The organism is Brevundimonas vesicularis, assembly GCF_032067225.1.
GTDB lineage: Bacteria > Pseudomonadota > Alphaproteobacteria > Caulobacterales > Caulobacteraceae > Brevundimonas > Brevundimonas vesicularis_F.
On the sequence record NZ_DAMBJX010000065.1, the window covers coordinates 1 to 12,424 of the forward strand.

The following is a 12,424-nucleotide window of genomic DNA, read 5'->3' on the forward strand; positions in this document are numbered from 1 at the left end:
GCTGGCGGGGCTGTGGAACGAGAAGTTTGACCACCTGTCGACGGTCCAAAACTTCATCGTCATGCCGATGACCTTCCTGTCGGGGACCTTCTATCTGGTCGAGAACCTGCCCGAGCCGTTCCGGGCGCTGAGCCGCTACAACCCCTTCTTCTATCTGATCGACGGCTTCCGCTACGGCTTCATCGGCCATGCCGAAAGCAATCTGACGGTCGGCGTCATAGGGTCGGCCGTGCTGATGGCCGTCATGGGCGTGGTCTGCTGGCTGGTGTTCCGCTCGGGCTGGCGTCTTAAGAGCTAGATCGCTACCTGTTGCGGATCGCTCCCCCGAGAGGTCCGCTTCATGCTGTTTCGTTCGCTCGTCGCCGCCACGGCCCTGTTCGCCGCCACATCCGCTTTTGGGCCCGCCTTCGCTCAGGAAGCGACGCCCCAAGCCGGCGACCGCCCCGACATCGCCGCCGGCGCCGCCCAGTTCATCAAGCCCACCAACGCAGAGCGGACCCAGGTCCTGGTCGGCTTCCTGACGACGCTGGGCTTCACGCCCGAAATTCAGACGTTCGAAGGCGGCAACCAGGCCACCGGCCCGATGGAAGGTGCCAATGTCGTCGTCACGGTGGGCGAGGGCGCCAAGGACATCGTGCTGACCGCCCACTATGACGCGGTGAAGCTGCGTGACGGGACGCTGTCGCAGGGCATCGTCGACAACGTCGGCTCGGTCATGGCGATGATGGAGGCGGCCAAGACGCTGGACATGGCGCTGGAAGGCCAGCCGGTCGCCCACCGCTTCGTTTTCGTTTTCACCGACCAGGAAGAGCTGGGCCTTCTGGGCGCCAAGGCCTTCCTTGAGAAACACGGCAAGGACCGGATCGCCGCCGTCATCAACGCCGATGTCGCCGCCTATGGCCAGACGGTCATGTATGGCGAGAACAATGGGCCGCAGTCGGCCTTCGTGTTGGAGACGCTGCGCGGCCTGTGCGCCGAACGCGGCTTCGACTGCATGCCCTATCCGACCTATCCGCCCAGCGACGACCGCGCCTTCTCGGCCGCCGGCGTGCCGGTGGTGTCGATGGGCACCCAGGATGCGGTCGGCGCCCACCAGATGTGGCTGGCCTTCAACGGCGGCAAGGACAACGGCCTGAAGGAGGGCTTCGTCCCGCCCGTCTTCCAGCGCATCCACTCGACCGAGGACAAGCTGTCGTATCTGAAGGGCGTCGACGTCGCCCGCTTCGGCCTATTCATTGCCGATCTCGGCCTGGCCCTGGACAAGAAGCTGGTCGAAATCCAGGCCAAGGATGCGGCCGTCGCCGCCGAAACCGCGCCGGCGACCTCGGCGCCCTCCGAACAGTAGAAACCCTGCGGAGCGACGGTGTTGACTAACGCCGTCGCTCATCCGACAACGCCTGACCGTATTGATCCGGCTCCGTCGCGCTCGCGCCGGGGCCGTCTCGCTTTTGGAGGTCTTGGTCCCGTGTCCACTGAACATCTGATGGGTGTCTACAATCGCGCGCCGCTGGAAGTGGAACGCGGCCGAGGCGCGCGTCTGTGGGCGACCGACGGGACCGAATATCTTGACTGCGTCGCCGGCATCTCGACCAACGGCCTGGGCCACGCCCACCCCGAACTGGTACAGGCGGTCAAGGATCAGGCCGAGAAGCTGTGGCACGTCTCCAACATCTTCCGCATTCCGGGTCAGGAAGCGCTGGCTGACGCCCTTTGCGAATCCAGCTTCGCCGACGTGGTGTTCTTCACCAACTCGGGCACCGAAGCCGTCGAATGCGCGCTGAAGACGGCGCGCAAATACCACTCGGCCAACGGCGCGCCTGAGCGGATCGACATCTACGGCTTCGACGGCTCGTTCCACGGTCGGACCTATGGCGCGATCAACGCCGCCGCCAACCCCAGCTATACCGAGGGCTTCGGCCCGCCGATGCAGGGCTTCCACCAGCTGAAGTGGGGCGACCACGAGGCGATCAAGGCCGCCATCGCCAACCCCACGACCGCCGCCATCATCGTCGAGCCCGTGCAGGGCGAGGGCGGATGCCGCGCCATGCCCGAACAGTGCCTGCGGGGCCTGCGTGAGCTGTGCGACGAACACGGCGTCCTGATCATCTTCGACGAGGTCCAGTGCGGCATGGGCCGGACTGGCAAACTGTGGGCCCACGAATGGGCGGGCATGGCGCCGGATATCATGGCTGTGGCCAAGGCCCTGGGCGGGGGCTTTCCCATCGGCGCCTGCCTGGCCTCGGCCAAGGCGGCCAAGGGGATGACGGTCGGCGTTCACGGCTCGACCTTCGGCGGCAACCCTCTGGCCATGGCCGTGGGCCAGAAGGCGCTGAGCCTGATCAACAGCCCCGAGACGCTGAACAACGTCAATGAGATCGCCGGCTACCTGAAGCAGCAGTTCGCGGGCCTTCAGGAACGCTTCCCCGATGTGATCGCCGACGTGCGCGGCAAGGGCCTTCTGATCGGCATCAAGATGGTGCCGAACAATCGCGAGTTCATGGCCCTGGCGCGCGACACGCAGCAGCTGCTGATCGCCGGCGGGGGCGACAATTGCGTGCGCCTATTGCCGCCGCTGAACCTGACGCTGGACGAGGCCCGCGAAGCCGTGGCCCGTTTCGAGGCGGCCTGCGAGGTCGCCCGCGAAAAGCTGGCGGCCTGATGGTCCGGCACTTCCTCGACATCCACCGGCTGGACGCGGCGGATCTGCGCGCCATCCTGGACGACGCCCATGCCCGCAAGGCCGCCCGCAAGGGCTGGCCCCAGGGTCGCGCCGACGTCGATGCGCCCGGCAAGGATCGCGTCCTGGCGATGATCTTTGAGAAGAACTCGACCCGCACGCGGTTCAGCTTCGACGCGGCGATCCGCCAGCTGGGCGGCTCGTCCATCATCGCCACCGCCTCGGACATGCAGCTGGGTCGGGGCGAGCCGGTCGAGGACACGGCCCGCGTGCTGTCGCGCATGGTGGATGCGGTGATGATCCGCGCCAACGATCATGAGGATGTGGAGCGTTTCGCCCGCGTCTCGACCGTGCCGGTTGTCAACGGCCTGACCGACCGGTCGCACCCGTGCCAGATCCTGGCCGACCTGCAGACGATCGAAGAGCATCGCGGACCGATCGCCGGCAAGACGATCGCCTGGATCGGCGACGGCAACAACGTCTGCCACAGCTTCATGCACGCGGCGCCCAAGTTCGGCTTCCATTTGAACGTCGCCTGCCCGGCGGAATACCACCCGGACCTACGTGATTTGGCCAAGGGCGGCGACGCCGTCACCCTGACCAGCGATCCGCGCGAGGCGGTCAAGGGCGCCGACGTCGTCGTCACCGACACCTGGGTCTCCATGGGGGATCAGGACTATGAGGCGCGCCTGTCGGCGTTCGAACATTACGGCGTCGACGAAGCCCTGATGGATCTCGCCGATCCCGAAGCGGTCTTCCTGCATTGCCTTCCCGCCCACCGTGGCGAGGAAGTCACCGACGCCGTCATCGACGGGCCGCGCTCGCTGGTTTGGGACGAGGCCGAAAACCGCATCCACGCCCAGAAGGCCGTTCTGGCCTGGTGCTTCGGCGGCTGATCTGCGCTCAGTCCTCGCCGCTGATCGGCGGCGAGGCTGTCGACGGTCCCAGCGCCAGCAGGCCGTCGTAGGCGCCGTCCTCTACTGGCGTCAGGATGACGCCTCGCACCTGGTCGGCATCGCTGGCGATCAAAGGATTGACGCCGCAGGCATCCCGCCCGCAATTCCAAGCAAAGCCGCCTTGCTGGGCGACCCTCAGGCTCAATGTTTCTCTCGTGGGCAAATGGCCGGTCGCGGGCATGCCTATGTCTGGATATCTGGCGAGAGTCGTCTTGCGCGCGTGGATATTGCCCGCCAGTCCGATCACGCGCGCATCGGGTCTGTTCTGGCGCGCCTCGCTGAGAAGCTGGCCCATATTCAGCTCATACCACGCCTGATCGAGTTCTTGCCCGCGGGTCATGCTGGGCTGGAAAAGGTGGGCCGAGATATCGCGTCCCGACGCCTTGAGCATCCGCACCTTTTGCAACAGAGCCAGAAGAGCCTTGCTGGTGCGTCCATCCTGACGCGCGCGGTTCAGAAGAGAGCTGCCACTTAACGTGGCCAATGCACTCGCCTCGTCCGGCTGTGAAATGAACGCATCGAGAGTCGGTTGGAGCGTATCTTCAAGTTCCAGTGCGACAACCACAGGCCCTTGCTCCGCAGCAGCGCAGGCGATTTCGCCGACGGCGCGCGGCGCCTCTTCCGTACCGTGTAACTCGCCGATCATGATGACCCGTTCGGGCCTTTCCAAGAGCGCGGTCGTCCCATCCGGCGGCGAACAGGCCATGATGGCCGCGCTCAGCAGTCCCAGCATTCTCACATCCCCCTGAAGCTATCGAGTTGCGAAAGACGCAACCTTGAGGGCGGAATTGTGGTGCGCTGGGACTGCTTATTGGCGTCAGTCTTCTTACAGCTTCACGTCCGACACGCCGCCGACATCCGGGACGCTCTTGGTCAGGTTGGCCTTGAGAACTTCATAGCCGAAGCCGAGTGCGCCCTTGTCGGACACCCACACGCGGCCGTCGTCGGCGTCGAAGCGGACCAGGGTCAGGTGGGCGTCGTCCTTGCCGTCCGGGTACCAGGCGGCGACGACGGGGTTCCAGTATTTCTCGATGCGGCTGCGGTCCTGATCGATGGCCAGGCGGCCGTGGATGCAGGCCTGAACCTTGCCGTCCTTGGCCTGGTAGCAGAACATGCCGTTCTGACCGCCGCCGGCGACGTCACGGGCGAAATCGGTGTCGTCGCGGGTGAAGAACCAGATGGTCCCCGTCTCGTCCTCGCCGAAGCCGGTCATGGGTTGGTGGTGATAGCCGGGGCGATCGATGCCCAGCATGCCGGTGTTGGACTCCTTCAGGCTCTTCCAGAATTCCTTCTCGGCCTCGGCGGGGGTCAGTTTGTCGGACACGCGGTCTCTCCTTGAGTGGTTCGCAAGGTTCAACCGACCGGCCGTGATCGGGTTCCCGTCTCTAGGCGCCGGGTATCCAGGGCGCACGCTCTGCGCCGAACAGCGTCGCCAGGTGGATCAGCAGCAGCATGGCGATCGCCGCCGCGCCGACCATCAGGAACCGCCACGGCATCAGGCGCGGTCCCTTGAACGGATCCGGCGGCCGGGCGCCGCGCCATCCGCAAAAGATCATGACGGCGAGGGCGACGCCCAGCAGGACGAGGGTAGTGGTCAGGCTCATGCGCCGCAGGTGGCGAAAGCCGCGCCGCTTGGCAAGCGAACCCTTGCCGGGAGGTTAATCTTCATGCCGCGTTAACCGAGATGATTCACAAATCCGGCTGTCTGGCGCGATGTCCACAGGATTGGAATATCGCTGCTAGATATTGCGGTTAACCATCAGTTTACACCCTCGATATTGACGGTATAGCCTTCGTCGCATGGGCTGGGAGACGAATCAGTGAGCGCTGCAGCGCCGTGGAGCGTTAAGGGAATCGATCCCAAAGCACGCGAGGTCGCCAAGGATCTGGCGCGCCGGTCCGGCATGACGCTGGGCGAATGGCTCAACTCCATGATCATGGAAGACGAGGAGGAGGGCTACGCCACCCTGCCGCGTCGCTCCCAGGCCGCCGAATACGAACGCCGCAACCGCAGCCGCCGTCTGGACGACGCCTATGAGGTCGAAGACAGCCAGCAGCGGATCAGCGCCTCCATCGATGTGATCGCCGCACGGCTGGAAGCCGCCGAACGTCGCTCGACCGTCGCCATTCAGGGCGTGGATCAGGCTGTCGCGGGGCTTATGCGTCGGCTGGACGGCCAAGAGGCCGAGGCCCAGGGCGCAGCCCGCCGCATCGACGACATCGCTGAGGAGTTGCGCGAAGGGCATCGCCGCCTGCGCGCCTTCGAACGCGACACCGGCCCGTCGACCCAGGAAGCCTTCGGCAAGATCGAGACCTCCCTGGGCGCGCTGACCGGGCGCCTGTACGACATCGAGGAACGCCAGCGTCTGGGCGTCAGCGATCTGCGCGAGCGAATGGAGGCGGTCGAGAAGGCCGCCGGCCCCGGCGTCGGCACGGAAATGCTGGCCCAGGTCAGCGCGCGTCTGGACGAGGCCCAGAACCGCACGACCGAAGCCCTGAAGACGCTGGAACGCTCGTTCGCCGCGCTGGATCAGCGGATGCGGACGGCCGAAAGCCGCGTAGAGCCGGAAGGCGCGCGCGACCTGGCCCGTTTCGAGAAGCTGGCCGAAAGCCTGTCGCGTCAGATCGACACCAATCGCGCCGAGATGATGCAGCGTCTGGACGCCGCCGAAACCGGGGCGCGCATCGACCGTATCGAACGCGCCGTCCAGGCCGTCGGCGATCAGTTGAAGGCGTCCGAAGAGAAGGGCGCCATCGGCCTGGAGGCCATGGGCCGCGAGGTCCTGCGCATCGCCCGCAACCTGAATGCGCGGGTCAAGAAGGTCGAGACGGACAACGATGGTCGCACCGACGCCGTCGCCCGCGCCGCCGCCGACGTCGTCAGCCAGACCATCGAAACCGAGGTCGCCCGCCGCGCCGCGCGTCTGGACCAGGACTTCGCCCGCCACGTCGACCGCGTCGACCAACGTCTGACCGCCAGCGACGATCGCCACGCCATCGCGCTGGAGAAGCTGGGCGGCGAGATCACCCGCATTTCGGACCAGCTGAGCGATCGCATCGCCCAGTCCGAGCGCCGCTCGCAGCAGGCGCTGGAAGACATCGGCCGACGTCTGTCGGAAAGCTCGGACAAGATCGAGCAGCGCTACGACCGCGCCTCCGGCGAACTGGCCGAGCGGATGCGTCTGAGCGAGGAGCGCACCGCCCGTCTGCTGGCCGAGGCCCGCGAAAGCATCGACGCCCGCGCGCCGACGCCGATCCGTGACAAGCCGCTGGACAATGAGCCGGCGTGGACCCCGGCGCGACAGGTGCTAGAACGCGCCGCCTCAGCGACCATACAGGCGCCGATCCAGTCCGCATCCATCGAAGGCGACTGGCGCGCCGCCGCCTTCCCCGATGAGACCTTCACCGACCAGGACGCCTGGTCCAGCGATCCGGTGGCGCCCGAAGTCGCGACCGCTGCGCCCTTCCCGTCGGCCCCCGTCGCCCAGACCGAGGCCGAGCCCGCCGAGGCGCTGGCCGACGAAATGCCGATGCGCCAAGTCGATCCCGACGGCGTCGAACCCATCATCCAGCCCTTCAGCGGTTTCGGCGGCGCCGATGTCGAGGATGCGCTGGAGGCGACGTCGCCGGGCTTCTCGACCGCACCGGCCGAAAAGCGTGACGCCGCCGTCCTGGACGCGGACGACGACGATTTCGGCGGCGAGACCGAGTTCGTGGATCCGCGCCGGCTGCGCTCCAGCATGGAAGCCGCCGCCGCCGCCGGCCGCGCCGCCTCGACCCGCAGCACCATCGACGCCGCTCGTGCTGCAATCACCGCGCCGGCCGAGCCGGAACCTGCGCCCCGGTCGGGCTTTGGCCTGAAGCGCGGCGGCAAGTCCAAGCTGCAGGAACGGCTGGACCGGCAGGCGTCCAAGGACGGATCGACGGTCAAGAAGGCGTTTCTTGCTTCGGTCACGGCGGTCGCCCTGACCGGGGGCGTCTATGGCTATCTGTCCCTGACCGACGGCGGTGCGCCGGACTTCGAGATGCCCAGCTTCGGCGGCGGCTCGACGACAAACGGCGCCGTGCCGCTGGCCGCGTCGGCGGTGACGCCGATCGGCCCGAAAGCGACCTTCGACATCGGCGGCCCCGGCGCGGCGGACTATGAGGCGGCGATCGGCAAGCTGGAGGCGGGCGACAACTCTGGCCTGGACGGCATGAAGCGCGCCGCCAACCTAGGCTACGCCCCCGCCCAGACCTATCTGGGTCAGCTGTATCTGGACGGCGCCAATGGCGTGCCCGCCGATCCGGCCCAAAGCCGTCAGTGGGGCCGTCGCGCGGCCGAGGGCGGCGATCCGCGCGGGATGCATCTGTATGGGATGCAGCTCTATGAAGGCGACGGTGGCGCGACCAATCAGGCCGAGGCCCTGACCTGGCTGCTGAACGCGGCCGAGCGCGGGCTGCCGGACAGCCAGTATAATGTTGCGCGCATCTACGAGACCGGCGCCGACGGCGTGGCCAAGAATCCGACCGAAGCGCTGAAATGGTACATGATCGCCGCGCGCGGCGGGGATGCGGAGGCCCAGGCCGCCGTGACGCGCCTGCGTCCGACAGCCAGCGCCACGGCCCAGCGCGCGGCCCGCACCGCCGCCGACGCCTTCGTGGCCCAGTCGCAGGGTCAGTCGCAGGCCCAAGCCCAGGCGACAGGCTAGATTCCTAGGCGCCGGGCGGCTATCGGTCGCCCGTCGTCCCCGACCTCGCCCGCCTGACGGCGATTCTTGTGTCCGCTCCAGCCGAAGGCGCGTCCTTTGGACATCTATCTGCCGATCGCCGAGGTTTCGGTGAACTGGCCGACCCTGGTGATCCTGGGGGCGGTGGTCGGATTCGTGTCCGGCCTGTTCGGCATCGGCGGCGGCTTCCTGATGGCGCCGATCCTGGTTTTCCTGGGCATTCCACCGACCGTCGCCGTCGCCAGCCAGGCCAGCCACGTCGTGGCATCCTCGACGTCGGGCGTCATCCGCTATGCCGGGGCGGGTTCGGTCGATTTCAAGATGGGGTCTGTGATGGCGGCCGGCGGCGCCGCCGGCGCCCTGGCGGGGGTCGAACTGTTTCGCTACCTGCGCCTTCTGGGCCAGGCCGACCTGGTCGTGGCCCTGTCCTATCTCGTCTTCCTGGGCGCGATCGGCATTCTGATGCTCAACGAGAGCCTGTCCGAGATCCTGCGCCGCCGTCGGGGCTTGCCCGCGCCGCACAAGCAGCGTCGGCGGCCGATGTGGCTGTATGGTCTGCCGCTAAAGATGAAGTTCCCGAAGTCGGGTCTGTATATCAGCGCCTTGCCGCCGTTCGGCCTGGGCGTCTTTGCAGGCGTCCTGTCGGCCATCATGGGGGTGGGCGGCGGCTTCATCCTGGTGCCGGCCATGCTCTATATCCTGCGCATGCGCGCGGGCGCGGTGGTGGGCACCAGCCTGTTCCAGATCATCATCACCACCGCCATCACCACCATTCTTCAGGCCGGGCGTAACCAGACGGTCGACATCGTCCTGTCCACCATTCTGCTGCTGGGCGGCGTTGTCGGCGCCCAGATCGGCGCGCGGTTCGCCGGGCGGCTCCGCGCCGAGGAACTGCGCGCGGCGCTGCGCCTGATCGTTCTGCTGGTCGGAATCCAGATGGGGCTGGATCTGTTCGTGCGGCCCAACGACATCTTCATGATCGCGCCGGGGATCGCCGACTGATGCAGGCGCTTCCTCCCCCTCCGCCCCCTGTTGCGGCCCCGCCACTCGATCGGTCCGAAGCGACGACCGGAGACCTGCGCGTCGCCGCCGCCCTGACCGACGCCCAGGTCCGGGTCGACAGCAGTTTCCGGGGCGCGTCCATCGTCCTCTACGGCGCCGTATTCAATCCGACGCCAGAGCCGGCGGACGTCGTGGTGGTGGTGCGGGGGCCGGACGCGCCGATCCGCCTGGTCAAGAAGACGCGCACGTCCGGTGTCTGGCTGAACAGCCGGCCGGTGCTGTTCGAGGGCGCGCCCGGCTTCTACATGACCGCCTCGACGCGCCCGCTCAGCGACATCGCGGACTTCGGCCAGTTGCGGCGGCTGGGCGTCGGCGTCGATCACCTGCGCATCGACGCGCCCGAGGAAAGCCGCACCGTCACCCGCTATGGCGTGCGCGACGTGGTCGTCAGCCGTCTGGGCGACGACTATCTGGATTGGCGCCGCGCGGTGATCCGGCTGAAGGAGGCCGCCGCCCTCTATGACACCGACTCCGAAGGGGTGGAGTTCGTGGACCGGGGCCTGTTCCGCGCCGAGGTCAAGCTGCCGACCGTGGCGCCCACCGGCAAATACTACGCCGAGGTCTGGCTGTTTCAGGACGGCGAGCCGCAGTCGGTGTCGAACCTGACGCTGACGGTCGAGAAGGTCGGGTTGGAGCGCGACATCTATGAGTTCGCGCACCGTCGGCCGTGGCTGTACGGCGTGCTGTGCGTCGTGCTGGCCGCCCTGACCGGCTATGGCGCCTCGCGCATCTTCAGCCGGCGGAGCTGAAGCCCAGCTCGGCGCGCAGGCCCTCGGCCGTCAATCCGCCGGCTCTCAGCTCGGCCAGGGTGATCGATCGATCGCGCTTGGCGTAGCGCCGCCCGTCCGGCCCTGTTAGCAAGGTGTGATGACGATAGGTCGGCGCCGGCCAGCCCATCAGGGTCTGGATCAGCCGCTGCACATGCGTGGCCTCGAACAGGTCTTGGCCCCGGATGACATGGGTGACCCCCTGCAAGGCGTCGTCATGGGTCACGGCCAGATGATAGGCGACGCCCGTATCCTTGCGCGCCAGGACCACATCGCCTGCCGCCTCGGGATCGACGGCGATGACGCCGGTTTCGCCGTTCGGACCCTCGCCCTCCTCGACGAAACTCAGGCCGTTCCAGGTCGCTTCGCCCAAGCCCTCCCGCGCCCGATCCAGCGACAGCCGCCAAGCGAACGGCGCGCCCGAGGCCAGCAGATGCGCCTCCTCGTCGGCTGAATGCGGACCGGGCCTCGCCGCCTCCATCGCCCCGTGCGGTGCGTCGCCGATGGCGCTCAAGATGTCCTTGCGCGTGCGGAAACACCGATAGAGCAGGCCGCGCGCCTGCAGATTTTCGATCACGGCGGCATAGTCGCTCAGATGATCCGACTGGCGCCGGACCGACGCCTCCCAATCCAGACCTAGCCAGGCCAGGTCCTCCAGAATGCCCGCCTCGTATTCCGGCCGGCATCGCGTCGGATCGATATCCTCGATACGCAGCACGAACCGCCCGCCCGCCGCCTTCGCCGCCGTCCAGGCGGTCAGGGCGGAAAAGGCGTGGCCCTTGTGAAGGCGGCCGGTAGGCGATGGAGCGAAGCGGGTCGTGAACATCACGACGCTCCTTAGCGGTTTGCGGCCCTCAACGGCGCCCCCGCTCTTTCCGACAAGCGCGACGGGCCGTAAGCATGGCGAATGCCGTTCGCACCCACGCCCGATGACATCGCCGCCGCGCGCCAGGCGCTGGTCGCCGCCGATCCGGCGCTCGTCCGCGTGGACGCCCAGACGTCGCCGCTGGAATGGCGGTTGAGAGTCGGCGGGTTCGAAGGCTTGTTCCGCATGATCGTGGAGCAGCAGGTGTCGGTGGCCTCGGCCGCTTCAGTCTGGGCGCGGCTGCGCGAAGGCATGGGCGGCATCACGCCCGAGCTCTTGCTGGCGCATGATCTAGATCAGCTGCGCGGCATGGGCCTGTCGCGACAGAAGGCGACCTATGGTCAGGGGATCGCGCGGGCGCAGATCGCGGGCGAGATCGATCTGGAGCATCTGGCCAACCTGGATGACGAGGCGGCGATCGCGTCCCTGACGGCGCTGAAGGGCGTGGGCCTGTGGACGGCCGAGGCCTATCTGATGATGTGCGAGGGGCGGCTGGATGTCTTTCCCGGCGGCGACGTGGCGTTGCAGGAGGCGATCCGGTGGGCGGACGGCGCAGAGGTGCGGCCCGATCAGAAGGGCGCCTATGCCCGCGCCGAGATCTGGCGGCCCTATCGTGCGGTCGCCACCCACCTGCTGTGGGCCTGGTACACGGGCGTGAAGCGCGGCGAGATCGCGCTGGATGGGCCGGCATGACTCCGCTCGATCCGGCTCTGACCGAACCGCTGCGTAATCCGCAGACCGTGCTGACCGCGCTGGATTTCGCCGGCGTGGCGGTTTTCGCCGCCACCGGCGCCCTGGCCGCCGCGCGTGAGAAGCACGACGTGGTCACCTTCGCCTTCTTCGGCGCCATCACCGGCGTAGGCGGCGGGACGCTGCGTGACCTGTTGCTAGGCCTTCCGGTCTTCTGGGTGCAGGACTGGCGCTATCTGGCGGTCTGCCTGTTCGCCTCGACGGCCCTGTGGCTGGTGGGGCAGCGCGACTGGCGGTTTCGCGCCCTGCTGTGGCTGGATGCGGTCGGTCTTGCGGCCTATGGCGTCATGGGGGCGGCCAAGGCCGAGGCGGCCGGGGCGCCGGCCCTGATCTGCATCGTCATGGGCACGCTGACGGCCTGTTTCGGCGGGGTGGTGCGCGATACTCTGGCGGGCCAGCCGTCGATCCTGCTGCGGCGAGAGATCAACGTCACGGCCGCGATCCTGGCGGCGACGGTCTATATGGTCTTGAGGGCGCCGGGCGTCGGCGTCTGGCCTGCCGCCATCGTCGCGGCGCTGTCGGGCTTCCTGCTGCGCGCGGCCGCCTTGCGCTGGGGCTGGACCCTGCCGGGGTTCCCGACCCACGCGCGACGGGTCTGAGGCAGGACGTCACGAAAACGCTGCACACTAATCATGGCG

13 protein-coding genes are annotated in these 12,424 nt (G+C 67.6%); 9 read left to right on the forward strand and 4 right to left on the reverse strand.

All coding sequences use genetic code 11. From position 1 onward, the window contains the following. From RT123_RS13530 to argF, 4 genes are all read left to right on the forward strand, one after another. The coding region (locus RT123_RS13530; RefSeq protein WP_313009640.1) for an ABC transporter permease at positions 1-298 on the forward strand (298 nt) is incomplete at its 5' end. Between the two features lie 42 nt (positions 299-340). Continuing rightward, the gene (locus tag RT123_RS13535; protein ID WP_313009643.1) at positions 341-1,345 is read left to right on the forward strand and encodes a M20/M25/M40 family metallo-hydrolase; all 1,005 of its coding nucleotides are present in this window, start codon (positions 341-343) and stop codon (positions 1,343-1,345) included. 120 nt (positions 1,346-1,465) lie between these two features. Beyond that, complete coding sequence (locus RT123_RS13540) at positions 1,466-2,659, forward strand: aspartate aminotransferase family protein (protein ID WP_313009645.1); 1,194 nt, start codon at positions 1,466-1,468, stop codon at positions 2,657-2,659. Next, positions 2,659-3,573 (forward strand): ornithine carbamoyltransferase, encoded by a 915-nt coding sequence (gene argF, locus RT123_RS13545; RefSeq protein ID WP_313009646.1) that lies wholly within the window; start codon positions 2,659-2,661, stop codon positions 3,571-3,573. Before RT123_RS13540 ends, argF begins: the two co-directional genes overlap by 1 nt. A gap of 7 nt (positions 3,574-3,580) precedes the next feature. Here argF and RT123_RS13550 read toward each other — a convergent pair whose 3' ends face one another. The 3 genes from RT123_RS13550 to RT123_RS13560 form a co-directional block, all read right to left on the reverse strand. Further along, a complete protein-coding gene (locus tag RT123_RS13550) occupies positions 3,581-4,366 on the reverse strand; it encodes a hypothetical protein (RefSeq protein WP_313009648.1) in 786 nt (261 codons plus the stop codon). A 93-nt stretch (positions 4,367-4,459) separates the two neighbouring features. Next, entirely contained in the window at positions 4,460-4,957 is a 498-nt protein-coding gene (locus tag RT123_RS13555) for a pyridoxamine 5'-phosphate oxidase family protein (protein ID WP_091750666.1), read from the reverse strand. A gap of 61 nt (positions 4,958-5,018) precedes the next feature. Next, complete coding sequence (locus RT123_RS13560) at positions 5,019-5,237, reverse strand: hypothetical protein (protein WP_039244005.1); 219 nt, start codon at positions 5,235-5,237, stop codon at positions 5,019-5,021. Between the two features lie 216 nt (positions 5,238-5,453). Here RT123_RS13560 and RT123_RS13565 point away from each other — a divergent pair, with 216 nt between their 5' ends. The 3 genes from RT123_RS13565 (at position 5,454) to RT123_RS13575 (ending at position 10,153) form a co-directional block, all read left to right on the forward strand. Continuing rightward, positions 5,454-8,324, forward strand: a complete 2,871-nt coding sequence (locus RT123_RS13565) for a hypothetical protein (RefSeq protein ID WP_313009651.1) — start codon at positions 5,454-5,456, stop codon at positions 8,322-8,324. 96 nt (positions 8,325-8,420) lie between these two features. Then, positions 8,421-9,344, forward strand: coding sequence for a sulfite exporter TauE/SafE family protein (locus tag RT123_RS13570; RefSeq protein WP_313009653.1), 924 nt, complete (start codon positions 8,421-8,423; stop codon positions 9,342-9,344). Continuing rightward, positions 9,344-10,153: a TIGR02186 family protein gene (locus RT123_RS13575; RefSeq protein WP_091750657.1), complete on the forward strand. Its 810-nt coding sequence runs from the start codon at positions 9,344-9,346 to the stop codon at positions 10,151-10,153. Before RT123_RS13570 ends, RT123_RS13575 begins: the two co-directional genes overlap by 1 nt. Here RT123_RS13575 and gluQRS read toward each other — a convergent pair. After that, entirely contained in the window at positions 10,137-11,000 is an 864-nt protein-coding gene (gene gluQRS / locus RT123_RS13580) for a tRNA glutamyl-Q(34) synthetase GluQRS (RefSeq protein WP_313009655.1), read from the reverse strand. The genes RT123_RS13575 and gluQRS overlap by 17 nt on opposite strands. A 78-nt stretch (positions 11,001-11,078) precedes the next feature. Here gluQRS and RT123_RS13585 point away from each other — a divergent pair, with 78 nt between their 5' ends. Both RT123_RS13585 and RT123_RS13590 read left to right on the forward strand, forming a co-directional pair. After that, complete coding sequence (locus RT123_RS13585; RefSeq protein ID WP_313009657.1) at positions 11,079-11,729, forward strand: DNA-3-methyladenine glycosylase 2 family protein; 651 nt, start codon at positions 11,079-11,081, stop codon at positions 11,727-11,729. Continuing rightward, positions 11,726-12,385 carry a trimeric intracellular cation channel family protein gene (locus RT123_RS13590; protein WP_066552818.1) on the forward strand — a complete coding sequence of 220 codons (660 nt, stop codon included), beginning with the start codon at positions 11,726-11,728 and terminating at the stop codon, positions 12,383-12,385. The genes RT123_RS13585 and RT123_RS13590 overlap by 4 nt, the downstream gene beginning before the upstream one ends. Positions 12,386-12,424 lie beyond the last annotated feature (39 nt).

Coding starts and splice junctions, on each gene's coding strand:
- RT123_RS13535 (WP_313009643.1), top strand. CDS start 341: ATGCTGTTTCGTTCGCTCGTCGCCGCCACGGCCCTGTTCGCCGCCACA.
- RT123_RS13560 (WP_039244005.1), bottom strand. CDS start 5,237: ATGAGCCTGACCACTACCCTCGTCCTGCTGGGCGTCGCCCTCGCCGTC.
- RT123_RS13590 (WP_066552818.1), top strand. CDS start 11,726: ATGACTCCGCTCGATCCGGCTCTGACCGAACCGCTGCGTAATCCGCAG.
- RT123_RS13575 (WP_091750657.1), top strand. CDS start 9,344: ATGCAGGCGCTTCCTCCCCCTCCGCCCCCTGTTGCGGCCCCGCCACTC.
- argF (WP_313009646.1), top strand. CDS start 2,659: ATGGTCCGGCACTTCCTCGACATCCACCGGCTGGACGCGGCGGATCTG.
- RT123_RS13550 (WP_313009648.1), bottom strand. CDS start 4,366: ATGCTGGGACTGCTGAGCGCGGCCATCATGGCCTGTTCGCCGCCGGAT.
- RT123_RS13585 (WP_313009657.1), top strand. CDS start 11,079: ATGCCGTTCGCACCCACGCCCGATGACATCGCCGCCGCGCGCCAGGCG.